General features: G+C 54.5%; 22 protein-coding genes and 1 riboswitch. Of the genes, 15 read left to right on the top strand and 7 right to left on the bottom strand.

All coding sequences use genetic code 11. From position 1 onward, the window contains the following. Positions 1 to 28: 28 nt before the first annotated feature. Positions 29 to 745, bottom strand: a complete 717-nt coding sequence (locus tag ACP3TC_RS14440; RefSeq protein ID WP_313856569.1) for an ABC transporter ATP-binding protein — start codon at positions 743 to 745, stop codon at positions 29 to 31. Between the two features lie 216 nt (positions 746 to 961). Between ACP3TC_RS14440 and ACP3TC_RS14435 the strand changes: the two genes are divergently transcribed. Together ACP3TC_RS14435 and uvrB are read left to right on the top strand one after the other, a co-directional pair. Beyond that, complete coding sequence (locus tag ACP3TC_RS14435) at positions 962 to 1,210, top strand: hypothetical protein (protein ID WP_426816715.1); 249 nt, start codon at positions 962 to 964, stop codon at positions 1,208 to 1,210. A 390-nt stretch (positions 1,211 to 1,600) separates the two neighbouring features. After that, positions 1,601 to 3,625, top strand: a complete 2,025-nt coding sequence (gene uvrB / locus ACP3TC_RS14430) for an excinuclease ABC subunit UvrB (RefSeq protein ID WP_313856571.1) — start codon at positions 1,601 to 1,603, stop codon at positions 3,623 to 3,625. Between the two features lie 46 nt (positions 3,626 to 3,671). Here uvrB and yvcK read toward each other — a convergent pair whose 3' ends face one another. Continuing rightward, a complete protein-coding gene (yvcK, locus tag ACP3TC_RS14425; protein ID WP_313856572.1) occupies positions 3,672 to 4,580 on the bottom strand; it encodes a uridine diphosphate-N-acetylglucosamine-binding protein YvcK in 909 nt (302 codons plus the stop codon). Positions 4,581 to 4,817: 237 nt separating this feature from the next. Then, a riboswitch (molybdenum cofactor riboswitch) is annotated at positions 4,818 to 4,958 on the top strand. Between yvcK and moaA the strand changes: the two genes are divergently transcribed. The 8 genes from moaA to ACP3TC_RS14385 all read left to right on the top strand — a co-directional run bounded on the left by moaA (position 4,946) and on the right by ACP3TC_RS14385 (position 10,568). Next, positions 4,946 to 5,935, top strand: a complete 990-nt coding sequence (gene moaA / locus ACP3TC_RS14420) for a GTP 3',8-cyclase MoaA (protein ID WP_426818282.1) — start codon at positions 4,946 to 4,948, stop codon at positions 5,933 to 5,935. It overlaps the preceding riboswitch by 13 nt. A gap of 18 nt (positions 5,936 to 5,953) precedes the next feature. Continuing rightward, positions 5,954 to 6,469, top strand: coding sequence for a molybdenum cofactor biosynthesis protein B (gene moaB, locus ACP3TC_RS14415; RefSeq protein ID WP_313856573.1), 516 nt, complete (start codon positions 5,954 to 5,956; stop codon positions 6,467 to 6,469). A gap of 2 nt (positions 6,470 to 6,471) precedes the next feature. After that, positions 6,472 to 6,957 (top strand): cyclic pyranopterin monophosphate synthase MoaC, encoded by a 486-nt coding sequence (moaC, locus tag ACP3TC_RS14410; RefSeq protein ID WP_313856574.1) that lies wholly within the window; start codon positions 6,472 to 6,474, stop codon positions 6,955 to 6,957. Further along, positions 6,950 to 7,195, top strand: coding sequence for a molybdopterin synthase sulfur carrier subunit (moaD, locus tag ACP3TC_RS14405; protein WP_313856575.1), 246 nt, complete (start codon positions 6,950 to 6,952; stop codon positions 7,193 to 7,195). Before moaC ends, moaD begins: the two co-directional genes overlap by 8 nt. A 1-nt stretch (position 7,196) precedes the next feature. Next, entirely contained in the window at positions 7,197 to 7,661 is a 465-nt protein-coding gene (gene moaE, locus ACP3TC_RS14400) for a molybdopterin synthase catalytic subunit MoaE (protein ID WP_313856576.1), read from the top strand. An 84-nt stretch (positions 7,662 to 7,745) separates the two neighbouring features. After that, on the top strand, positions 7,746 to 8,564 hold the full coding sequence (locus ACP3TC_RS14395) for a CPBP family intramembrane glutamic endopeptidase (RefSeq protein WP_313856577.1): 819 nt from the start codon (positions 7,746 to 7,748) through the stop codon (positions 8,562 to 8,564). A gap of 85 nt (positions 8,565 to 8,649) precedes the next feature. Then, on the top strand, positions 8,650 to 9,741 hold the full coding sequence (locus ACP3TC_RS14390; protein ID WP_426816714.1) for a DUF1615 domain-containing protein: 1,092 nt from the start codon (positions 8,650 to 8,652) through the stop codon (positions 9,739 to 9,741). Positions 9,742 to 9,857: 116 nt separating this feature from the next. After that, complete coding sequence (locus tag ACP3TC_RS14385) at positions 9,858 to 10,568, top strand: Bax inhibitor-1/YccA family protein (RefSeq protein WP_313856579.1); 711 nt, start codon at positions 9,858 to 9,860, stop codon at positions 10,566 to 10,568. 79 nt (positions 10,569 to 10,647) lie between these two features. Here ACP3TC_RS14385 and ACP3TC_RS14380 read toward each other — a convergent pair whose 3' ends face one another. Genes ACP3TC_RS14380 through ACP3TC_RS14370 form a run of 3 tightly spaced genes read right to left on the bottom strand, consistent with a single transcriptional unit; the run spans position 10,648 to position 13,603 of the window. Continuing rightward, positions 10,648 to 11,604, bottom strand: a complete 957-nt coding sequence (locus ACP3TC_RS14380) for a lysylphosphatidylglycerol synthase domain-containing protein (RefSeq protein WP_426816713.1) — start codon at positions 11,602 to 11,604, stop codon at positions 10,648 to 10,650. Next, positions 11,604 to 12,845: a cardiolipin synthase ClsB gene (gene clsB, locus ACP3TC_RS14375; RefSeq protein ID WP_313856581.1), complete on the bottom strand. Its 1,242-nt coding sequence runs from the start codon at positions 12,843 to 12,845 to the stop codon at positions 11,604 to 11,606. Before clsB ends, ACP3TC_RS14380 begins: the two co-directional genes overlap by 1 nt. After that, a complete protein-coding gene (locus ACP3TC_RS14370; RefSeq protein WP_426816712.1) occupies positions 12,842 to 13,603 on the bottom strand; it encodes an endonuclease/exonuclease/phosphatase family protein in 762 nt (253 codons plus the stop codon). Before ACP3TC_RS14370 ends, clsB begins: the two co-directional genes overlap by 4 nt. A 182-nt stretch (positions 13,604 to 13,785) precedes the next feature. Between ACP3TC_RS14370 and ACP3TC_RS14365 the strand changes: the two genes are divergently transcribed. From ACP3TC_RS14365 to ACP3TC_RS14350, 4 genes are all read left to right on the top strand, one after another. Beyond that, the gene (locus ACP3TC_RS14365; RefSeq protein ID WP_313857640.1) at positions 13,786 to 14,178 is read left to right on the top strand and encodes a YbhQ family protein; all 393 of its coding nucleotides are present in this window, start codon (positions 13,786 to 13,788) and stop codon (positions 14,176 to 14,178) included. 227 nt (positions 14,179 to 14,405) lie between these two features. Next, positions 14,406 to 15,857: an ATP-dependent RNA helicase RhlE gene (rhlE, locus tag ACP3TC_RS14360; protein WP_426816711.1), complete on the top strand. Its 1,452-nt coding sequence runs from the start codon at positions 14,406 to 14,408 to the stop codon at positions 15,855 to 15,857. Between the two features lie 124 nt (positions 15,858 to 15,981). Further along, the gene (gene dusC / locus ACP3TC_RS14355; RefSeq protein WP_313856587.1) at positions 15,982 to 16,917 is read left to right on the top strand and encodes a tRNA dihydrouridine(16) synthase DusC; all 936 of its coding nucleotides are present in this window, start codon (positions 15,982 to 15,984) and stop codon (positions 16,915 to 16,917) included. A gap of 67 nt (positions 16,918 to 16,984) precedes the next feature. Next, positions 16,985 to 18,178: an MFS transporter gene (locus tag ACP3TC_RS14350; RefSeq protein WP_426816710.1), complete on the top strand. Its 1,194-nt coding sequence runs from the start codon at positions 16,985 to 16,987 to the stop codon at positions 18,176 to 18,178. 87 nt (positions 18,179 to 18,265) lie between these two features. Here the strand turns inward: ACP3TC_RS14350 and ACP3TC_RS14345 are convergent, their stop codons facing one another. Beyond that, the gene (locus ACP3TC_RS14345) at positions 18,266 to 19,399 is read right to left on the bottom strand and encodes a L,D-transpeptidase family protein (RefSeq protein ID WP_313856590.1); all 1,134 of its coding nucleotides are present in this window, start codon (positions 19,397 to 19,399) and stop codon (positions 18,266 to 18,268) included. Positions 19,400 to 19,585: 186 nt separating this feature from the next. Next, positions 19,586 to 21,400 carry a glycoside hydrolase family 15 protein gene (locus ACP3TC_RS14340; protein ID WP_313856592.1) on the bottom strand — a complete coding sequence of 605 codons (1,815 nt, stop codon included), beginning with the start codon at positions 21,398 to 21,400 and terminating at the stop codon, positions 19,586 to 19,588. A 176-nt stretch (positions 21,401 to 21,576) separates the two neighbouring features. On the opposite strand from ACP3TC_RS14340, the gene ACP3TC_RS14335 reads away from it, so the two are divergent. Then, complete coding sequence (locus ACP3TC_RS14335; protein WP_426816709.1) at positions 21,577 to 22,356, top strand: SDR family oxidoreductase; 780 nt, start codon at positions 21,577 to 21,579, stop codon at positions 22,354 to 22,356. The last annotated feature ends 16 nt before the right edge of the window (positions 22,357 to 22,372 follow it).

Genomic DNA, 22,372 nt, shown 5'->3' with positions numbered 1-22,372 from the left:
GCGGGACGATTGATGTCGTCCCGCCCGGTTACGACGCCGTCAGCCACATATTGACCATACTGTCATCCAGCTGGGCAACCTTACCCTGCGCCACGTTACGTCCACGATGCAGCAGCAGAAAGTAGTGCGCCACGCGGCGAATCACCGACAGGCGCTGCTCCAGCAGCAGAATCGTCAGGCCAAAATCATGATTAAGACGATAAATCAGGTTGCCCATCTCCTCCTCCAGCCACGGTGACATCCCCTCGGTCGGCTCATCAAGAATCAGTAATTTCGGCTGTAACACCAGCGCGCGTGCCAGCGCCAGCTGCTGCTGTTGCTCGACAGGCAGCTCGCCGCTGCGTTGATGACGCAATGCGTAAAGATGTGGAAACAGGTCATACACCATGGCGGGAATGGCGCAGTGGCGGTCGTTCTGTCCGGCCAGTAGCGCAATCAGTAAATTTTCTTCAATGGTTAACTGCGAGAAAATATGGCGCCCCTGCGGCACATAGCCGATGCCCATCCGCGCCCGGGTCTCCATCGGTTGCAGCAGCAGATTTTTCGGCGGCGCGCCATTTTCCTGCCACGTCATGCTGCCGCTGTTGACCGGCAAGTTGCCCATAATGCAGTTGACCAGCGTGGTTTTTCCCATGCCCGGACGCCCGATAATTCCGGTACAAGTACCGGGCGGCAGATCGAGATCAACATCCCACAAAATATGGTTCTGACCATAAAATTGATTAACCGCACGTAAACTTAGCATCGGGCACACTCCTTCGGGATTATCTTGCGCTGGCAACGGGCTTTGCTGGCCCGGTGTTTATAAGCGCGAGGTAGTAAAGACGTGCTGCAATTAACAGGCCAGCTCGTATCAGAAAAAGTTAACTTTTACCTTTGGCGAGTAATTAAGCCTTTCAATTAGTCAGTGGAGTTAAATAATCACATAAGGTTAACAGTGGCCTGCACTGTTACGGTGCTTATGACTGGGCTGAGTGGTGCAAAGGGAGCGGAATTGGGCAATATCGACGAGAAGCGCATCCCAAAAACAATGTCCGAAAACAGTGGCATGGCGCGGCAAGTTATGCATTGCATAGGCCGTTTAGCGATAAGAAAAGATGAAAAAAAGCGAAAAAAAAATATTTCAGCGCGCAGAACGGGTGCAGCACAGATTTATACACACCTGATGTTTCGGGCGCTGAAATCAGTTATCCACTATTCCTGTGGATAACCTTGTGCATTAGATACTGAAAACATGTGATAAGCGAGAGCGGACGCGGCTTCGGCTTTAACTGATGCTTATCTCGGCTCAGGAATCAATTGAAATGAAATCAACAAGTTGATGAAAATCAAGCCTGCGGCATTTCCGACATTTCCTCTGTGACGCTTTCGCGACAGTGCGCTTGACAAATGTTAAAGGTTCAAAACTTCTGGGGATAACCTTATCGACCTGTCCTCAGGCATTTGTCCAGTAAAGTCGGAGAAAAGTCAGTGATTACTCTGAGACCACACATTGTGCGAAATAACTGTTATTATATCCAGTATAATTTTCTGGAAAATTTGCCAAGGGGGAGTAGAATTACACTCCGGTTCGCGCTTTTCTTCTTCAGGTAGCCCATCAATGAGCAAAGTTTTTAAACTTAATTCCGCATTTAAACCTTCTGGCGACCAGCCCGAGGCAATTCGACGCCTTGAGGAAGGGCTGGAAGATGGTCTTGCCCATCAGACGCTGCTGGGGGTGACCGGCTCAGGAAAAACCTTTACCGTCGCGAATGTGATTGCCGATCTTAATCGCCCGACGATGGTGCTGGCGCCAAACAAAACGCTGGCTGCGCAGCTGTACGGCGAGATGAAAGAGTTTTTCCCCGATAATGCGGTGGAGTATTTCGTCTCATATTACGACTACTATCAGCCCGAAGCCTATGTGCCAAGCTCAGATACCTTTATCGAGAAAGACGCCTCGGTGAACGAACATATTGAGCAAATGCGGCTGTCGGCCACCAAAGCGCTGCTGGAACGCCGCGATGTGATTGTGGTGGCTTCGGTATCGGCGATTTATGGCCTGGGCGATCCCGATCTTTATCTGAAAATGATGCTGCATCTGACGCGCGGCATGATAATCGATCAACGTTCGATTCTGCGTCGTCTGACCGAATTGCAGTACACGCGCAATGACCAGGCGTTTCAGCGCGGGACTTTCCGCGTGCGCGGCGAGGTTATCGATATCTTTCCGGCGGAATCCGATGAAATTGCGCTACGCGTTGAGCTGTTCGATGAAGAAGTCGAGCGGCTGTCGTTGCTGGACCCACTGACCGGCCAGGTGCTGGAGGTGCTGCAACGCTATACCATCTACCCGAAAACCCACTACGTTACGCCACGTGAACGTATTTTACAGGCGATGGAAGAGATCAAAGTTGAGCTGGCGGATCGTCGTCAGGTGCTGCTGGCCAACAATAAGCTGCTGGAAGAGCAGCGCCTGTCGCAGCGTACACAGTTCGATCTCGAGATGATGAACGAGCTGGGTTACTGCTCCGGGATCGAAAACTATTCGCGCTACCTTTCAGGTCGTGGGCCGGGCGAAGCGCCGCCAACGCTGTTTGACTATCTGCCAGCTGATGGCCTGCTGGTGGTGGATGAGTCGCACGTTACGATTCCGCAAATTGGTGGCATGTATCGCGGCGACCGTGCGCGTAAAGAGACGCTGGTGGAGTATGGCTTCCGTCTGCCGTCGGCGCTGGATAACCGCCCGATGAAATTCGAAGAGTTCGAAGCGCTGGCACCACAGACCATTTATGTCTCCGCGACGCCGGGTAACTACGAGCTGGAGAAATCGGGTGAAGAGATTATCGATCAGGTGGTGCGCCCGACCGGTCTGCTCGATCCGATTATCGAAGTGCGTCCGGTCGGGACTCAGGTCGATGACCTGTTGTCTGAGATCCGTAAGCGGGCGGCGATTAACGAAAGGGTGCTGGTGACCACGCTGACCAAGCGCATGGCGGAAGATCTGACCGAGTACCTTGAGGAGCATGGCGAAAAGGTGCGCTATCTGCACTCGGATATCGATACTGTCGAAAGGGTGGAGATTATCCGCGATCTGCGCCTCGGCGAGTTCGATGTGCTGGTGGGGATCAACCTGCTGCGTGAGGGGCTTGATATGCCAGAGGTGTCGCTGGTAGCGATACTGGATGCCGACAAAGAGGGCTTCCTGCGCTCCGAACGTTCGTTGATTCAGACCATTGGTCGCGCCGCGCGTAATATCAACGGCAAGGCGATTCTGTATGGCGATCGCATTACCAACTCGATGGCGAAGGCCATCGGCGAGACCGAGCGTCGCCGTGAGAAGCAGGAGCAGTACAACAAAGAGAATGGCATTGTGCCGCAGGGCCTGAACAAGAAAATCGCTGATATCTTGCAGATTGGACAGGGCACCGGCAAAAACAAAAACAAAGGGCGTGGCAAATCAACCCGCGTGGCGGCCGAGACCGAGGGCAGCTACCTGGCGCTGACGCCGCAGGCGTTGCAGAAGAAAATTCATGAGCTGGAATCACTGATGCAGCAACATGCGCAGAATCTGGAGTTTGAAGAGGCTGCGGCGGTGCGCGATCAGTTGCATGAGGCGCGTGAACTGTTTATTGCGGCTTCCTGATTGGGTGCGGCTATCCGGCGGGCTGTGAAATCTGGCCCGCCGGAAGTCAGGCAATCGCCTGAATAGCATGTTCCAGCGCAATACGCAGCAGCTGGCGGTCGTGACGGTGTTTGATATCAGCGGCTTCCAGCGGCTCACGGATCAGCAGACGATCCTCTACTCCCTGGGTTTCTCGCTGCGGGCCGGTTACCACCGCATCAATGACTTTCTTACCGATCACTTTTTCCATCATTGTCAGCTTGTCGGCCAGCGTCAAATCAGCGGCTGCCGGGCTGACTTCGCGACCGAGATTATCAATAAACACCATCGTTGCCGGCGTGCGGCGCAGTGCCTGGGCCATATCAGGCATTAGCAGAACCGGCATCAGGCTGGTATAGAAGCTGCCGGGACCGATTAAAATCAGATCGGCTTCGCCAATGGCCTCAATCGCTTCACGGGTGGCGTTTACCGCTGGCGAAAGCATCAGCTCCTGCGGTGGCAGCGTTAACTGATCGATATCGGTTTCGCCATAGACCCAATTACCCTCAGCATCGAGCGCCACTAAATCGACCGGCTGTTCTGACATTGGAATCAGAAAAGCATCAACTTTCAGCAGGTTACGGATCAGATTAATCGCTTCAATCGGTCGCACGCTGAGGTGGTCGAGCGCTTTCAGCATCAAATTACCGAGATTATGGCCCGATAATTCGCCATTACCGTTAAAACGGTACTCAAACATCGCTGAGGCGACGCTTGGTTCAGTAATTAACTGATTAAGGCAGTTACGCATATCGCCCCAGGCGATGCCGCCTTCCGAGCGACGAATACGGCCGGTCGAACCGCCATTGTCGGTAGTGGTGACGATGCCGGTCAGTCTTGAACCCAGGGGTGACAGCGCTGACATCACGCGACCTAATCCGTGTCCACCGCCGAGTGCCACCACGCGGTCTAAATCCGCTAGTGTGCGATTACGCATTCACCAAAACTCCTCTGTCGCTCATCTTTGCCGGTTGCGGCTCTTTATAGCACAAACTGCTTATGCTCCGCATAACTGACGGGTATCAAAGTTATCGGGAGGATATTAGCTTATCATGCGGCGAAAAGGTGGTGAAAAGTGTCTAACCGACCGCTATGTATCAACATATACAACGAAACTGTTTCTGGCAACGCCATAAGGTTAGCGCTAAAATTATTTCACCATGACTTGCAGGGATTCTGCAAATCACACTCTAGCCTTTGTGCCTAAGTCCGCGAAACGCGAGATAGGGCACACTGGCCGTAGCCTCTGAGCTGCCAGGGTGCAGAAAGAAATGACTGCATCTCCCAATCTGGAAAGGTGTTCTGGTGTCACAACTTATTGATAATTTTGAGCGTAAGTTTTACTACCTGCGCTTATCGATCACTGATGTATGCAACTTTCGTTGCAACTACTGCCTGCCTGACGGCTACAAGCCGCAGGGCACCACCAATAAAAGCTTCCTGTCGCTGGATGAGATCGGCCGGGTTACCCGTGCGTTTGCGGCTTCGGGTACTGAAAAGGTGCGGCTGACCGGCGGTGAGCCGTCTCTGCGTCGTGATTTTGTCGAGATCATTGCTGCCGTGCGGGAAAATCGCGCTATCCGTCAGCTGGCGGTGACCACGAATGGCTATCGTCTCGAACGCGATGTGGCGGCATGGCGTGCCGCCGGACTGACGGCGCTGAATGTCAGCATTGACAGTCTTGACGCCCGCCAGTTTCATGCGATTACCGGACAAGATAAATTTTATCAGGTGATGCGCGGTATCGATGCCGCCTTTGACGCTGGTTTCGACAAAGTCAAAGTTAATACCGTACTGATGCGCGATGTTAATCATCACAGTCTGGATACCTTCCTCGACTGGATCAAAACCCGACCAATTCAGCTGCGTTTTATCGAGCTGATGGAAACCGGTGATGGCGGTTCCCTGTTCCGTAAGCACCATATTTCTGGCGAAGTGATTCTCGAGCAGCTGATTAATCTCGGCTGGCAGCGCCTGCCGCGCGCGCGCAGCGATGGCCCGGCGCAGGTGTTTCGTCATCCGGATTATCAGGGCGAAATCGGGTTGATCATGCCCTACGAAAAAGATTTTTGCGCCAGCTGTAATCGTCTGCGCGTGTCGGCCATCGGCAAGTTGCATCTGTGTCTGTTTGGAGACGGCGGCGTATCACTGCGCGATTTGCTGGTCAGCGATGATCAGCAGCAGGAGTTACAGGCGCGTATCGCCGCCAGTCTGCAAACCAAAAAGCAGACTCACTTTCTGCATCAGGGTAATACTGGCATCACTCAGAATCTCTCTTTTATTGGCGGCTAACCGGCCTGGAGAAGTCCAATGGGTAAAACTCAACCCGAATTTATCTCTGCGGCGATTGCCGTATTAACCGTTTCCGATCGTCGCGATGCGTCGAACGACAGCTCCGGTGACTATCTGCGTGAGGCCGCTACCGACGCCGGCCATCAGGTGATTGACCACGCGATTGTCAAAGATAATAAGTATCGCATCCGCGCGATTGTCTCCAGCTGGATTGCCAGCAGTGATGTGCAGGTGATTCTAATCAACGGCGGTACCGGATTTAATGCTGGCAACAGCACGCCGGAAGCATTGCTGCCGCTGTTCGACCGGGAAATTGAGGGTTTTGGTGAACTGTTTCGTATGGTGTCCTACGAGGATATCGGCAGCGCTACACTGCAATCGCGCGCATTGGCCGGTATGGCCAACCAGACGCTAATTTTTGCTGTACCGGGTTCCGGTAATGCCTGCCGCAGCGCGTGGGAGCGCATTATTGTCGATCAGCTTGATGCCCGCACCCGCCCGTGTAATTTTATTTCGCACTTAAAGAAGCCGTAACGATGTCACAATTAACCCATATCAATGCCTCAGGTGAGGCGCACATGGTGGACGTTTCCGCCAAAACTGAAACGGTGCGCGAAGCACGCGCCGAAGCCTGGGTGGTGATGCACCCTGATACCCTGCAAATGATTATCGACGGCAGCCACCATAAAGGCGATGTGTTTGCCACGGCACGTATCGCCGGGATTCAGGCAGCGAAACGTACATGGGAATTGATTCCGTTATGTCATCCGCTGATGCTGAGCAAAGTGGAAGTCAGCCTGCGCGCCGAACCTGAGCACAGCCGGGTACGCGTGGAGTCACTCTGCCGCTTAACCGGAAAAACCGGCGTGGAGATGGAAGCGCTGACCGCGGCGTCGGTGGCGGCCTTAACTATCTACGATATGTGTAAAGCGGTACAAAAAGATATCACCATCGATAATCTGCGCCTGCTAAGTAAAAGCGGCGGCAAGTCCGGAGATTTTCAGGCGGTGACCCATGCTTAACGTGCTGTTTTTTGCCCAGGTGCGTGAGCTGGTGGGGACCGATCGTTTAAGCCTGAATGCCGACTACCCGGATGTCGAGAGCCTGCGCGCGGCGCTGGCAGAACAGGGCGATCGCTGGGCGCTGGCGCTGGAGTCCGGCAAACTGCTGGCCGCGGTTAACCAGACGCTGGTGTCAATGCAACACCCGCTTAATGCTGGCGATGAAGTCGCCTTTTTTCCACCGGTAACCGGAGGTTAGAATGGAGACCCGTATTCGCGTCGGCCATCAGCCATTTTCGATGGCTGAAGAGTATCAGTGGCTGGCTGCCTGTGATGAAGATGGCGCGGTGGTAACTTTTACCGGCAAGGTGCGTAATCATAATCTGGGGGATAATGTCTCCGCGCTGACGCTGGAATATTATCCGGGAATGACGGAAAAAGCGCTGGAAGAGATTGTTGCCGAGGCGCGTCAGCGCTGGCCGTTACAGCGCGTGACGCTGATTCATCGCGTTGGCGAACTGTTTCCCGGTGATGAAATTGTGATGGTGGGGGTAACCGGCGCGCACCGTGCAGCGGCGTTTGCCGCCGCCGAGTTTATGATGGATTACCTGAAAACCCGCGCACCGTTCTGGAAGCGCGAGGCGACAGCCGATGGCGATCGCTGGGTGGATGCGCGAGACAGCGATCGGCAAGCTGCAAGCCGTTGGAATTCATCAGCCGGGTAGCGCTGCCTGCACTGTAAGGATAAGATTAGCCGGCTGTCACTAAAAAGGTGGCGCCGAAGTTACTCAAGGTTAAAAGGATTTTTTATGTGGGTTTTACTGGCTGGCTCGTTACTTACCGCTGGATTTAACCGCAGCGTTGGCATACTGATGCTGGTGCTGTCCATTCTCTGGGCCGCCTCTATCGGGGTGGTCGAGCCATTGGGCCTGTGGGGAATGGTGTGCGTGGCGATCATTGCATTGCTGCTCAGGCGTTACCGCCATATCCAGGCGATTGCTATCAGCGCTGAACTGCTTTTACTGTTTATTGCCCTGAATTTACTCAGCCATTTTTTCCCCGGATTCAACAATCCTAAACTGCTGGATAATGTGCGGGTTGGCGCGCTGAGTGCGCCATTTTCGATGTATTACAACTTCGATAAAGCATTGATTCCTTTTGTCCTGTTGGCTGCTCTGCCGACGCTTTATTGCTGTAAGCCACTGCGCCGCACCCGGCCCCGTAACTGGCTGCTGCTGATCGCATCGGTGCCATTGCTGCTGCTGCTGGCTACCGCCGTCGGAGGCCTGAAGCTGGAGCTGCATTATCCGACATGGTTCTGGCAGTTTGCGCTGGCCAATCTGTTTTTTGTCAGCCTCGCCGAAGAAGCACTGTTTCGCGGTTATTTGCAGCGCCGTCTAAGCCAGCTTATTGGTCCGGTCTATGGCTTACTGGTCAGTGCGCTGCTGTTTGGCATCAGTCACCTGGCGGGCGGCATGTTGCTGGTGGCGTTTGCTTCGCTGGCCGGGGTGATTTTCGGGCTGGCGTGGATGTGGAGCGGCAGTCTGTGGGTCGCAGTGCTTTTTCACTTCGCACTCAATTTGCTGAATTTGCTGTTTTTCACTTATCCGATGTACCAACCCGCCTGATCCGCGGAAAATGGTCTAATCTGATGGATTCGCTGCGGCAGCCTGGTTAAGGTGCCTGCCGCAGATAAAAATCATAAGGATCGGCATGTTATCCCCAGTTCGCCCGCGCGGCATTTTGCTGTCAGTCTTATTAGTGCTGGCAGGATGTAGTAGTAAAAAAACCATTGAAGCTCCCGCCAAAAGCCCGGCGGAAGTCAAAGCGCAAATAACCCGGTTAATGCCGACGAAAGTCAGTAACAAATCGGCGTGGGCGACGGATATCTATACCGCCCTGCGTACGCAGGAGATTGAGCCGAGCAAGGCCAATATTTGTGCCGTGATTGCCGTAACCGATCAGGAATCGACTTTTGATGCCAACTCGCCGGTGCCGGGGCTGCCCAAAATTGCCTGGGGTGAAATTGAACGTCGTGCAGCAAAAGTTCATGTGCCACTGTTTATGGTGCGCACCGCGCTAATGATTAAGTCGCCTGATGGCAAAAGCTACAGTGAACGCCTCGACAAGGTACGCAGTGAAAAGGAACTGAGCGCCATCTTTGACGACTTTATCGATATTGTACCGATGGGGCAGACGCTGTTTGGCGATCTTAACCCGGTTCATACCGGCGGACCGATGCAGGTCAGCATCGCTTTCGCTGAAGCCAACGCCAAAGGCTATCCGTATCCGATTGATGGCTCGATTCGCCGTGAAGTGTTCAGCCAGCGCGGAGGGATCTGGTTTGGTACCCGCCATCTGCTGGGTTATCCGGCAAACTACAGCCAGCCGCTGTATCGTTTTGCCGACTTTAACGCCGGCTGGTACGCCAGCCGAAATGCGGCGTTTCAGGCAGCGGTCACCCGCGCCAGCGGCATGAAGCTGGCGCTGGACGGCGATTTAATCCTGTACGGTTCTGACAAGCCCAGCTCGACTGAACTGGCGGTGCGTACGCTGGCCAGGCAGCTGGATATCAGCGATCGGGCGATTCGTCGCGCGCTGGAGAAAGGCGATACGCCGGAGTTTGAAAAAACCGACTTGTGGAAGGACCTGTTCACGCTGGCTGATAAGACGGCGGGTAAGCGTCTGCCGCGTGAGATATTGCCGGGCATTAAACTGGAAAGCCCGAAAATCACCCGTAATCTGACCACTGCGTGGTTCGCCCAGCGGGTCGACAGTCGCTATCAGGCCTGTATGGCGCGTTAATAAATACTCAACGGCGGGAAATGAATCAAAAACTGCAACAATAGCAAATAGCAAAAATGGCCCAAATTGTGCCAAACTTTAGGTAGTGATTTCACTTTTACGCTAAGGAGCGCGTTATGGATCGATATCCACGTTCTAACGGTTCGATTGTTCAGCAGGCCGGAACCGGTCTGCAAACCTATATGGCCCAGGTTTATGGTTGGATGACCTGTGGCTTACTGTTAACCGCCTTTGTTGCCTGGTTTGCGGCGAACACGCCGTCGGTGATGCAACTGGTGTTTGCTAATCAGATTACCTTTTTTGGTCTGATCATCGTTCAACTGGTACTGGTGTTTGTGCTGTCCGGTATGGTGCATAAGATGAGCGGGGCAGTGGCCACCGCGCTGTTTATGCTCTATTCAGCGCTGACCGGTTTAACCATGGCCAGTATTTTCCTGGTTTACACCTATTCATCGATTGCCAGCACCTTCTTTATTGCTGCCGGGATGTTTGGTGCCATGAGTTTCTGGGGCTACACCACCAAACGCGATCTTAGCGGCATGGGCAATATGCTGTTTATGGCGCTGATTGGTATCGTGCTGGCAACGCTGGTGAATTTCTGGCTGAAAAGTACCGCACTGATGTGGGCAGTAACTTATATCGGGGTGGTGGTGTTTGTGGGGCTGACCGCTTACGACACGCAGAAACTGAAAAATATTGGTGAAGGCATCAATGTCGACGATAAAGAAAATCTGCGTCGTTTCTCGATTATGGGCGCTTTAACGCTCTATCTGGACTTTATCAACCTGTTCCTGATGCTGTTACGCATTTTCGGCAACCGCCGCTAATCGCAGCAATCTGTTTGTCATCTCCAGGGGAGCCGATAATTGCTCCCCTGGAGTCTTCCAGCATTAGCCGGTAACGGCCTTACATATTCTGCTCATTCTTCTTGCGCAGGCTATTGGCGCGGCCTTCCAGCCCTAAATAGAGCACCAGCGCCAGCAGCAGCGGGGCAATAAAATAGAGCACGCGATAGGCCAGCAACGCAGCAATAATGCTGCCGTGGGAGGCATGCTGACCGCTTAACAGCGCAAGGAACACCGCTTCCAGCACGCCGATCCCGGCCGGGATATGCACGATGACCCCGGCGATACTGCTGATCAATAACACCCCCAGTACAATCGGATAATCCACCTGTTGCGCCAGCAGCAGCCAGATAATTGCGCCCATTACCATCCAGTTAGCGCTGGATACCAAGAACTGAAACAGCGCCATACGCAGCGACGGCAGCGCCAGCTTCTGGCCTTTGATCGTCCAGCGACGGCGTTTTGAAAAAGTGCAGAGCGCAAGATACACCACCACCAACGCCAGCAGCGCCACGCCAATTATCCGCAGCGTTCCCTCGCCGATAAACCAGCCTTTGGGAATGGGCACCATGCCCCAGCTAAACACCACCCCGGCCAGCAAGATATAGCCCAGCCAGTTAGTGGCAATACTGAGTGAAAAGATGCGCGTAATGGTACTGCCGGACAGGCCAAGACGCGAATAGAGGCGGTAGCGCATCGCCACGCCGCCAACCCAGGTGCTGAGCGTCAGGTTAAAGGCATAACAGATAAATGACACCAGCATCACCTGGCGTTTGGCCAGCTTGTGGCCACAGTAAGCGCGGCCGATAAGATCGTACAGGCCGTAGGTCAGATAGCTGACAATCACCAGCGCAACCGCCGCGAGGATCGCCGTTCGGTTGTAATTGATGATGACGTTATACACATCCTCCCAGTTAACCTTTTTCGCGTAAATCACCAGCAGCACAATCACGGCGGCAAAAAACAGCCAGGTGAGGATTTTTTTTGCCAGCTTCCACTTCGGATGCGCTTTTGACATTACGATTTCGCTCCCTGGTTATCGGTATCAATCCGGTCCTGGGTTTCCATTTCCGGCTGAACCGGTGGCTCGACCAGCGCCAGTTTAGGCGTATGGGCGGGTAACCAGCCGGCTATTGCCGGGAAATGACGCAGAAAATGGAACACAATGACGCTTTTGGCAAGATGCCACCCGTTGCGTTTCGGCAGCTGGCTTTCATCGACGCGCTGGCAGTCTTCGGCGATCAGCCGATCAAGATTATCGCGTAACTGCTGGTTAAATTGACCATCGTGAATGATCAGATTGGCCTCAAGATTAAGCGACAGGCTGAGAGGATCGAGATTACTGGATCCGACGGTCGCCCATTGCCGATCTTTCACTGCAATTTTGCCGTGCAGCGGTCTGCGAATATATTCATAAATCTCTACTCCGGCATCGGCCAGATAGTTGTACAACAGCTCTGCACCGACTTTAACAATCGGCATATCCGGCTCGCCCTGTACAATCAGTCTGATACGCACGCCTCGCTGCGCGGCATTGCGCATTTCACGCAGCAGGCGATAACCAGGGAAGAAGTAGGCGTTAGCGATAATCACATCCTCGCGGGCACTTTGCAGCATATCAATATAATTCTGCTCAATATCGTCGCGATGTTGGTCATTATCACGGAAGACAAACAGCGCCTGTGCATCGCCGGGAGTACGATTCTGCGCCGGACGGTGTGAACGGTGCCACCAGCGGCGAGTGGGCTGTTCGCTACCGATTTGCTGCTGCACATAGCGCGAGATATCTTCGACGATCGGCCCTTTGACCTCAACGGCATAATCCTGTTTAGCCTGCGGGCCGAAGCTGGTGATATGCTCGGCGGAAAAATTAATGCCGCCGACAAAAGCGATTTCGTCATCGGCCACCACGATTTTGCGGTGCAGGCGGCGGAACAGGTTGGTGCGCATTCCCAGCACCAGCGGTCGCGGATCGTAATAGATAAAACGCACGCCAGCCGAGGTCAGGCTTTGCACATAGTCGTCTGACAGGTCCGGTGAACCGTAGCCATCGACCATCATTTCAATTTTGACTCCGCGCTGTGCGGCTTCCAGTAAAACACCGTGCAGCTGTTTGCCTACTTCATCCTCGAACAGAATGAAGGTCTCCAGCAGCAGACTGCGCTGAGCACGGCGGATAGCGCCGTACACGCGCGGGAAGAACTCCTCGCCATTTTCCAGCAACCGGATGCGGTTGCCCTCACGCCATTGCATTGTCATAGATGAATCTCCACGGCCAGCGGCGCGTGATCGGAGAGGTGGGACCAGGGTTTGCGCGGCAGCGCCTGCGGATGGCTGGCACTGGCGTTGCGTACATAAATGCGATCAAGGCGCAGCAGCGGAAAACCGGCGGGGAAGGTGCGCGCCGGTTTGCCGTTTTCACGGCTGAAAACTTCTTCCATTGCGGCACAACGCTGCAAGCGCTGACTGGCGCGCTGCTGCCAGTCGTTAAAATCACCGGCCACCACCACCGGCGCATCAGCAGGTAGCGATTGCAGCATGTCGCACATCATATCCAGCTGCGCGCTACGGTGGGCTTCACGCAGGCCCAGATGCACGCAGACCACATGCAGGGTAACATCATGATTCGGCACCTGTAGCTTACAGTGCAGCATTCCGCGCTTCTCCGTGCCCTCGACCGAAATATCCAGATTTTGATACTCGACAATCGGGAAACGCGACAACACCGCGTTACCGTGATCGCCTTCCGGGTAGACCGCATTGCGGCCATAGGCGTAATCATCCCACATGGTATCGGCAAGAAATTCGTAATGAGGTGTGTCGGGCCAGTTTTCGACGCGTAACGGATGCGTTTCATGGGTGCCCATCACCTCCTGTAAGAAGACAATGTCTGCCGCCGTTGCCCGTACCGCATCGCGCAATTCTGGCAGGATAAAACGCCGGTTTGAGGCGCTGAAACCTTTATGGGTATTGATCGTCAGGACTTTAAATGAAAATCCTTGCGCATTTTGTGGCATACTGGGTGCGCTCTCCTTTTGGATTTGTTAAGGATAAAGTGTAGTCTTTGTCACAAAAGAGTGCCGATATGAGCGGTAATTTGCGGCATTATCCGAAAATTGCGTTAGTCTGAGGGAAGTGTCACCGACACCTGTCGGTAACAGCTTGGGCGACCTTAAATTGGGTCTGCCAGGAGAAAATGATGAAATGGTCGAACCGTATTCAGATTGTCACCGGACAAACCTGTGTACATATTTCACTGCATCTGTTGCTAATCGCCGCCCTGGTATGGGGCTGGAAGCATCAGTCGCTTATCCAGGTCAGCATGGTTTTACTGGCGATGTACAGCAGCGTATTTGTTGCAATGATGCTGACACAGCGCATCCCGCGCTGGCGTAATGTCGGAGATTTTCTCGAAGACGTTACCACGACTTACTACTTTGGTGCCGCGATGCTGGTGCTGTTCCTGCTGTCACGGGTGATTCATAACAACCTGTTGGTCGGCGGAATTGGCCTGCTGATGCTCGCAGGCCCGGCGGTGGTGTCGCTACTGGCGAAAGAGCCGGCGCGCACCGCACAAAAAAAGCGCAGCTGAAGGCTGTAAATAAGAAGAGGCTGAGCAATCAGCCTCTTTTTTTATCTGTTAATCCTGGCCGTTAGCGGAACCATTAGGGAGTTGGCGGCGGTGATGCTACAATCAGAAGCTTACGCACCGTAGTTTGTGCCCCCCTTTCAAACGTCAGGCTTGCCTGGCGTCAAGTTATCCCCCTGGAAACTGCACCGTTGAACACGGTCAGGGCGGACCCGGAGTTACTCTAATTTATGTCATTTGATTCCCTCGGCCTGAGTGCCGACATTTTGCGTGCTGTTGAAGAGCAGGGTTACCGTGAGCCAACGCCAATTCAGCGTCAGGCGATTCCGGTGGTTCTGGCAGGTCGTGACCTGATGGCCAGCGCACAAACCGGTACCGGCAAAACCGCTGGCTTTACTCTGCCGCTGTTACAGCTGTTAAGCAGCAGCGAGCCGCACGCCAAGGGCCGTCGCCCGGTGCGTGCGTTAATCCTGACGCCAACCCGTGAGCTGGCGGCGCAGGTCGGCGAAAACGTCCGCGATTACAGCAAGTATCTGAATATCCGCTCGCTGGTGGTGTTTGGCGGCGTGAGCATTAATCCGCAGATGCTGAAACTGCGCGGTGGCGTGGATGTGCTGGTGGCAACGCCAGGCCGTCTGCTCGACCTCGAACATCAGAACGCGGTGGATCTGTCGAAAATTGAAGTGCTGGTGCTGGATGAAGCTGACCGCATGCTGGATATGGGCTTTATCCACGATATTCGTCGCGTGCTGGCGAAACTGCCTGCCAAACGTCAGAACCTGCTGTTCTCTGCCACCTTCTCTGATGAGATCAAGTCACTGGCGGAAAAACTGCTGACCAATCCTGAGCAAGTTGAAGTGGCGCGTCGTAACACCGCTTCTGAACAGGTGACCCAGCATGTGCACTTCGTTGATAAGAAGCGTAAGCGGGAGCTGTTGTCTTTCCTGATTGGTCGCGATAACTGGCAGCAGGTGCTGGTGTTTACCCGCACCAAGCACGGCGCTAACCATCTCGCAGAGCAGCTGAATAAAGACGGCATCACCGCAGCGGCGATCCACGGTAATAAAAGCCAGGGCGCGCGTACCCGTGCACTGAGTGATTTTAAAGATGGCGGCATTCGCGTGCTGGTGGCAACCGACATTGCCGCGCGTGGCCTCGATATCGAAGAGCTGCCGCATGTGGTCAACTATGAGTTGCCTAACGTACCGGAAGATTACGTTCACCGTATCGGTCGTACCGGGCGTGCGGCGGCTACCGGTGAAGCGCTGTCGCTGGTGTGCGTGGACGAGCATAAACTGCTGCGTGATATCGAACGCGTACTGAAACGTGAAATTCCACGTATCGCCATCGACGGTTACGAGCCGGACCCAAGCATCAAAGCTGAGCCGATCCAGAACGGTCGCGGCAGCGGCGGCGGTGGTCGTGGTGGCAATGGCGGCGGCGGTCGTGGCCGTGGCGCAGGTCAGGGCCAGGGGCATCGCGGTCAGAGCAGCGGTGAACGTGGTCAGGGCGCGAATCGTAGTCAGGGCAGCGGCGAACGCAGCCAGGGCAATGGTCAGCGTCGTCAGGGTGCAGGTGCCTCATCTGCCGGTCGCGGTGGCAAAGCGGAAGGCGGCAGCAATAGCGCGCCGCGCAGCAATGTGACTCGTCAGCGTCGTTCGAACCCGTCCAACAACGGTTAATCGACAGTAAAGGGCCAGCGATGCTGGCCCTCTCTTCATCTGCGGCAGCGATTGCCGTCTCCAGACTTTCACATCCCGACGAAAACTCGTAAACTTGCGCGTCAATTTTTGTGAGTGTACACACATGCGGGTTTTACTGGCTCCAATGGAAGGCGTTCTCGACTCTCTGGTTCGTGAGCTGCTGAGCGAAGTGAATGATTACGATCTTTGCATCACCGAGTTTTTGCGCGTGGTCGATCAGCTGTTGCCAGAAAAATCATTTTACCGCCTCTGCCCGGAGCTGCATTACGCCAGCCGGACGCCGTCAGGTACCCGTGTGCGCGTGCAGTTACTCGGTCAGCATCCGCAGTGGCTGGCGGAAAACGCGGCGCGTGCGGTGGCGCTCGGTTCATGGGGCGTGGATCTCAACTGTGGTTGCCCGTCAAAACTGGTCAATGGCAGCGGCGGGGGGGCCACGCTGCTGAAAGATCCCGAACTGATTTATCGTGCTGCTAAAGCGATGCGTGCAGCGGTACCGGGCGATCTGCCGGTAACGGTAAAGGTGCGCCTTGGCTGGGATTCCGGCGATCGGCAGTTTGAAATCGCCGATGCGGTGCAGCAGGCCGGTGCGACCGAGCTGGCGGTACATGGCCGCACCAAAGAGGATGGCTATAAAGCGGAACGCATCAACTGGCAGGCGATAGGCGATATCCGTCAGCGTTTAAGCATCCCGGTGATCGCCAATGGTGAAATCTGGGACTGGCAAAGCGCGCAGGATTGCCTCGCGACCACCGGTTGCGATGCGGTAATGATTGGCCGCGGTGCGCTGAATGTGCCGAATCTCAGCCGGGTAATTAAATTTAATCAGCCACGTATGCCGTGGCCCGAAGTGGTACAGCTGTTGCAGAAATATACCCGGCTGGAGAAGCAGGGCGACACCGGACTGTATCATGTGGCGCGCATCAAACAGTGGCTGGGCTATCTGCGTAAGGAATATGCGGAGGCGACCGATCTGTTCAGTGAAATTCGTGCGTTAAAAACCTCAGCTGAGATTGCCACAATCATTTCGCAACAATCTTAGCAAGATCTGTTAACCATTGATGGGTATCATATAATTTCTGTCATCACTGGCTAAAACGGCTTTTACCATGTCATCAGCAGCAGCGCTCAGTAACTTTCAGCTCAATAAACGTATTATCTCGGTGATTATTTTCACTTTCTTTTGCTATCTGTCAGTGGGCTTGCCGCTGGCGGTATTGCCGGGATTTGTCCATAACCAGCTGGGTTACAGCTCCTTTCTGGCCGGTTTAATCATCAGCATTCAATATTTTGCCACTCTAATCAGTCGCCCACAGTCGGGACGTCTGGCTGATATTCTTGGGCCGAAACGTGTCGTAATGCTGGGGCTGGTATGCTGTGGTATGAGTGGCGTATTGTCGATTGCCGCGGTGCTGGCGCAAACGCTGCCGTGGCTGAGTCTGCTGCTGCTGGCAATCGGGCGGGTATTCCTCGGCGTTGGCGAGAGTTTTACCAGCACCGGTTCTACCCTGTGGGGCATCAATGTGGTCGGCACGCTACAAACCGCGCGCGTAATTTCGTGGAACGGCGTGGCAACCTATCTGGCGATGGCAATCGGTGCGCCGCTGGGGGTGATGCTGAATCAGCTGTTTGGCATCGCCGGTTTTGCCTCACTGATTATCCTGATGGCGGTAGTGGGATTCTGGATGGCCAGCAAAAAACCGGCGATTAAGGTGACGGTGGCCAACCGCATTCCGTTTCATCAGGTTTTTTCCCGCGTCTGGCTGTACGGTCTCGGTCTGGGGCTGGGCACCATCGGCTTTGGCGTGATCGCCACCTTTATTACCCTCTATTTCGCCAGCCGTGACTGGAACGGCGCGGCTTTCGCCCTGACGCTGTTCAGCCTCGGTTTTATTGCCATGCGGCTGGTGTTCAGCAATATGATTACCCGCTTTGGCGGTCTGAAAGTGTCGCTGGTGTCATTTCTGATTGAGTGTGTCGGCTTGCTGATTATCTGGCAGGCGGCGACGCCGTGGCTGGTGGATGTCGGCGCGTTTATGACCGGTGCGGGCTTCTCGCTGGTGTTCCCGGCATTGGGCGTGGAAGCGGTGAAGCAGGTGCAGCCGCAAAACCAGGGCAGCGCGCTGGGGACCTATTCTGCGTTCCTCGATCTCGGGCTGGGTCTGACCGGGCCGGTCGCCGGCATTCTGATAGGTCACTGGGGGATGCAGTCGATTTATCTGGCAGCGGCAGGGGTGGTGCTGACGGCAGTGCTGATTACTCTGCGGCTGTTAAGCTTGCCGCCAGGAAAGCCGGCCGGGTAAATTTTGCTGTCGAATCAGGCTGAGTGGTGAGACTTTACAATAAAAAACGGGCCGCGAGCGGCCCGTTTTAATGTCAACCTGCAACCGTTACAGCGAGGTATCGCTGGCAACCGGTGCGTCGGTTTGAAGAGTATCCTGATTAGTAATCGGTGCTGCGCCATCAGTCGGCTCGGTTGCACCCTCAGTCGACTCAACTGCGCCGGCACTCTGCGGCGTCGCTGGCGTCATCGCCTGCTCCTGCGGCAGGGCGTTATCCGATTCCGGAATAACTACCGGTGCAGATTCACCGTTTTCTGACAGGCCGTTCACTTTGGTCGGCATACCGCTGCGTGCTTTCAGCGCAGTGTCCATTGCTGCCTGATTCACTGACGCATCAACCACCACTTTACTGACGGCTGGGGTGATGGTGATTGGCACCGGCTCACGTGAATTAAACTGCTCTTCGGTAGTGGAGAGCGGATTGTGAATTTCCACGTAGCGTGAACCGTCTGGCTCGATGCTGGCTTTCACCGGCTGGTTAATAAACTGAACGCGGGTGCCAACCGGCACATTGTCGAACAGCCATTTAATGTCGTCAGCACGCAGACGTACGCAACCGTGGCTGACACGCAGGCCAATACCGAAGTTGGCATTGGTGCCGTGAATGGCATACAGGCGGCCGATATACAGCGCGTACAGACCCATCGGGTTGTCCGGACCCGCCGGGAAGACATCCAGCAGTTTTTCACCGCGAGCGGCGTACTCTTCATGCATCTTCTTGGTTGGTGTCCAGGTCGGGCCATCTTTCTTACGCTGAACGCTGGTGACCCAGTCCATCGGCGTATCTTTGCCTAACTCACCGATACCGATTGGCAGCACCACCACGGTGTTGGTGCCCTTCGGATAGTAGTAAAGACGCATTTCAGCGCTGTTGATGATAATGCCTTCGCGTGGTGCGTCCGGCAGAATCAACTGCTGAGGGATGATCAGTTTACTGCCTGCCTGTGGCAGATAAACATCCACACCAGGGTTAGCTTCAAGCAGGTTGCTGAGGCCCATCTGGAACTGTGCAGCAAAGGCCTCCAGCGGCAACTTGCTGTCTTGAGGAACGGTAATTTCCAGGTTTTCACCGATCAACCGGCTATTTTTTTCCGGAAGTGGATAAACCACAGCAAAAGCAGAGTGGCTGAATGCCGCAAATGCCAGTGCCAGTGTGACGATCGCGCGAATGGTCTTTTTCATAGTTCTTCAGGTGTTAGCGCCTATAAGGCTGTTAATAGTCGACCCAACTTCCGGTCTGTGACCGGGTGCACATTATATGTGCATAATGCCTCCGGAAGGAATCAGGAATTTTCGTCGTTGAACTAACTTTACGTAAAATTGTCGCTCCGGACGCCAGCTTTAACTGGCGGATCGTGTTTTTTTGCATCAGGGCTGCCAGAGTGGCACTTCACCACTCAGTTTCCGGTTAAGAAAGAATGCGGCGCTGATAAGTGCCAGATGACTGAGTGCCTGCGGCGTATTGCCCAGTGGGTAGCCGCGTGCGTCAAACTCTTCCGCATACAGGCCGAGTGGATTGGCATAACTTAGCAGCTTTTCAAACTCAAAGTGCGCTTCATCTACCCGACCGGCACGCGCCAGACACTCAACGTACCAGAATGAGCAGGCAACAAATGCCCCTTCCTCACCTTCCAGCCCGTCGGCAGGGGTTTCTTCAACGTTGTAGCGGCGCACTAAGCCATCGCTGACCAGATTCTGTTTAATGGCATCCAGCGTTGCCAGCCATTCCGGATCGGTCGCACCGACAAAACGCACCAGTGGCATCAGCAGCATCGAGGCATCCAGCGCATCACCGTGGCGGGTGGCGGTGAAGTGGCCGAGTTCATCACTCCAGAAATTGTTCCAGATATCGGCGCGAATCTCGGCGCGTACCCGGTCCCAGCGTTCATAAGGCATTGACAGCGAGCGTTTCATTCCCAGCCGCAGCGCACGGTCGAGCGCCACCCAACACATCAGGCGCGAGTGCAGAAAATGCTGCGGTTCGCCGCGCATTTCCCAGATACCGGCATCGGGCTGGTTCCAGTTTTCACAGACGTGATCGATCATCCGGCAGACATTTTCCCAGCCGCGATGCGAAATCGCCTCGCCATATTTATTCGCCAGGTAGATGGCATCCATCAGCTCGCCATAAATATCCAGCTGGGTTTGCCGCCAGGCATCATTACCGATGCGAACCGGCGCAGAGCCAGCGTAGCCGGAGAGATTCAGCAGCTCGAGCTCATGCAGTTCAGTGCCGCTGTCCAGCCGGTACATGATCTGCAATTTCTCTTCTTCATCATGGCTGTTTTCAACACAGCGACCAACCCATTGGGTAAAGTCTTTCGCTTCCGAGACATAGCCCAGCCGCATCAGCGCGTACATACTGAAGGAGGCGTCACGAATCCATGAGGCGCGATAATCCCAGTTGCGTTCGCCACCCAGCTCTTCCGGCAGGCCAAACGTGGCAGCGGCGGCAATTGAGCCATGTTGCCATGAGGTCAGTAACTTAAGCACCAGCGCTGAGCGGTTGACCATCTCTTGCCAGCGCCCGTGATAATTACTTTTAGCCGACCAGTTGCGCCAGAAATCAGAGGTTTCCTGAAAGCAGTAGTCGGTTTCCAGATTGTTGAGATGATCGTCTTCGGCGCAACCAAACATAAATTCGGCGTGTTCACCGTCTTTCAGCGTAAAACTGGCGACGGCGGCGGCGCCCTCGACGGTTAACGGCTGGGTTCCTGCCAGACTCATCGTCGGCTGTCCGGCGGCAGAAAACTCAACTAAACCCGCTTTCAGACTGGCTTGCGTATTGGCGCGGGCATAATCATGCACCGGCGCGCAGCGCAGTTGAAAGCGAGCTTCTCCACGAACCATTTTTACCCGGCGAACAATGCGCGGCTGTTTATCCTGCTGCTGACAAAGCGGCATATAGTCGGTGATTTCCGCCACGCCCTCTTTTGCCAGCCAGCGGGTTTGCAGAATGTTGGTATCAGGCAGATAGAGTTGCTGGCGGCGCGCGTCGGTCCACTCCGGGGCAATACTGAATAATCCGGACTCATCGCTGTCGAGCAGGGCGGTGAAGACGGATGGGCTGTCGAGATTAGGCCAGCAGAAGTAATCAATGGTGCCATCATTGGCAATCAGCGCGCAGGTTCTCAGGTCGCCAATCACTCCGTGATCGCCAATTTCTCGCTTAACTTGTTTCATAAGGCTCCCGTTAAATAGCGTTATTTCCAGTTGTCACTATAGTCAACGAATGGCGTGACTGGCGGCAGGAAACTTAACGAAGTGTAAATTAAGCTGAAGATATCTATAGCAAAATGCTGCGTTTACCCCAGCGTCTATACTTGCTGGTCAGCCATAACTGAGTTCAGGAGGAAAGCATGAGTAAGCCAACGAACAAAGTGGCGATCGTCACCGCATCGGATTCCGGAATTGGTCAGGCATCGGCAATTATGCTGGCGCAGCAGGGATTTGATATTGGCATTACCTGGCGCTCAGACAGTGAAGGCGCAGAGCAGACGGCGCAGCAGGTGCGCGACCTCGGCAAGAAAGCCGAAATCGAACAGCTCGACCTTGCCGATCCTCAGCACGGTGGCAAGTCGCTGGAGCAGCTGATTGCCCGGATGGGGCGCATTGATGTGCTGGTCAACAATGCCGGGGTCAATATCAAAGCTGATTTTCTTGAAACCACTTTTGAAGACTGGCGCAAAGTGTTTAGCGTAAATGTTGACGGAGCCTTTGTCTGCGCGCAAATTGCTGCGCGACATATGGTTAAGCAGGGCGAAGGGGGACGTATAATTAATATTACCTCGGTGCATGAGCATACGCCGTTGCCAGGCTCAATTGCCTATAGTGCCAGTAAGCACGCGCTGGGAGGCCTGACCCAGTCGATGGCACTCAGTCTGTTACCGCATAAAATTTTGGTCAATGCGGTCGCCCCGGGAGCAATAGCTACGCCAATGAACCAGATGAACAGTGGTGATGCGCATCAGATCCCGATGCCAGAAATTCCCGCCGGGCGCCCCGGTGATTCGCGTGAGATCGCCAGTATGGTCGCCTGGCTCTGTTCGCAATGGTCGAGCTATACCACCGGCCAGTCATTTATTATTGATGGTGGTTTTAGCCTGGCGAATCCGCAGTTTTTTATGCAACGTCAGTGACGATAATACGGGCGAC

Source organism: Winslowiella sp. 2C04, assembly GCF_050037805.1.
Classification (GTDB): Bacteria; Pseudomonadota; Gammaproteobacteria; order Enterobacterales; family Enterobacteriaceae; genus Erwinia; species Erwinia toletana_A.
The sequence above is the reverse complement of the archived record's forward strand: the minus strand, read 5'-3'. Positions and strand labels throughout refer to the sequence as shown.

Excerpts from the sequence above, each read along its gene's own strand:
- ACP3TC_RS14390 (WP_426816714.1), top strand. The coding sequence starts at position 8,650 with ATGTTATCCCCAGTTCGCCCGCGCGGCATTTTGCTGTCAGTCTTATTA.
- moaD (WP_313856575.1), top strand. The coding sequence starts at position 6,950 with ATGCTTAACGTGCTGTTTTTTGCCCAGGTGCGTGAGCTGGTGGGGACC.
- ACP3TC_RS14380 (WP_426816713.1), bottom strand. The coding sequence starts at position 11,604 with ATGTCAAAAGCGCATCCGAAGTGGAAGCTGGCAAAAAAAATCCTCACC.
- moaB (WP_313856573.1), top strand. The coding sequence starts at position 5,954 with ATGGGTAAAACTCAACCCGAATTTATCTCTGCGGCGATTGCCGTATTA.
- ACP3TC_RS14395 (WP_313856577.1), top strand. The coding sequence starts at position 7,746 with ATGTGGGTTTTACTGGCTGGCTCGTTACTTACCGCTGGATTTAACCGC.
- ACP3TC_RS14435 (WP_426816715.1), top strand. The coding sequence starts at position 962 with ATGACTGGGCTGAGTGGTGCAAAGGGAGCGGAATTGGGCAATATCGAC.
- dusC (WP_313856587.1), top strand. The coding sequence starts at position 15,982 with ATGCGGGTTTTACTGGCTCCAATGGAAGGCGTTCTCGACTCTCTGGTT.
- ACP3TC_RS14350 (WP_426816710.1), top strand. The coding sequence starts at position 16,985 with ATGTCATCAGCAGCAGCGCTCAGTAACTTTCAGCTCAATAAACGTATT.
- ACP3TC_RS14335 (WP_426816709.1), top strand. The coding sequence starts at position 21,577 with ATGAGTAAGCCAACGAACAAAGTGGCGATCGTCACCGCATCGGATTCC.
- moaC (WP_313856574.1), top strand. The coding sequence starts at position 6,472 with ATGTCACAATTAACCCATATCAATGCCTCAGGTGAGGCGCACATGGTG.
- ACP3TC_RS14370 (WP_426816712.1), bottom strand. The coding sequence starts at position 13,603 with ATGCCACAAAATGCGCAAGGATTTTCATTTAAAGTCCTGACGATCAAT.
- moaE (WP_313856576.1), top strand. The coding sequence starts at position 7,197 with ATGGAGACCCGTATTCGCGTCGGCCATCAGCCATTTTCGATGGCTGAA.
- ACP3TC_RS14345 (WP_313856590.1), bottom strand. The coding sequence starts at position 19,399 with ATGAAAAAGACCATTCGCGCGATCGTCACACTGGCACTGGCATTTGCG.
- uvrB (WP_313856571.1), top strand. The coding sequence starts at position 1,601 with ATGAGCAAAGTTTTTAAACTTAATTCCGCATTTAAACCTTCTGGCGAC.
- ACP3TC_RS14440 (WP_313856569.1), bottom strand. The coding sequence starts at position 745 with ATGCTAAGTTTACGTGCGGTTAATCAATTTTATGGTCAGAACCATATT.
- yvcK (WP_313856572.1), bottom strand. The coding sequence starts at position 4,580 with ATGCGTAATCGCACACTAGCGGATTTAGACCGCGTGGTGGCACTCGGC.
- ACP3TC_RS14340 (WP_313856592.1), bottom strand. The coding sequence starts at position 21,400 with ATGAAACAAGTTAAGCGAGAAATTGGCGATCACGGAGTGATTGGCGAC.
- rhlE (WP_426816711.1), top strand. The coding sequence starts at position 14,406 with ATGTCATTTGATTCCCTCGGCCTGAGTGCCGACATTTTGCGTGCTGTT.
- clsB (WP_313856581.1), bottom strand. The coding sequence starts at position 12,845 with ATGACAATGCAATGGCGTGAGGGCAACCGCATCCGGTTGCTGGAAAAT.
- ACP3TC_RS14365 (WP_313857640.1), top strand. The coding sequence starts at position 13,786 with ATGAAATGGTCGAACCGTATTCAGATTGTCACCGGACAAACCTGTGTA.
- ACP3TC_RS14385 (WP_313856579.1), top strand. The coding sequence starts at position 9,858 with ATGGATCGATATCCACGTTCTAACGGTTCGATTGTTCAGCAGGCCGGA.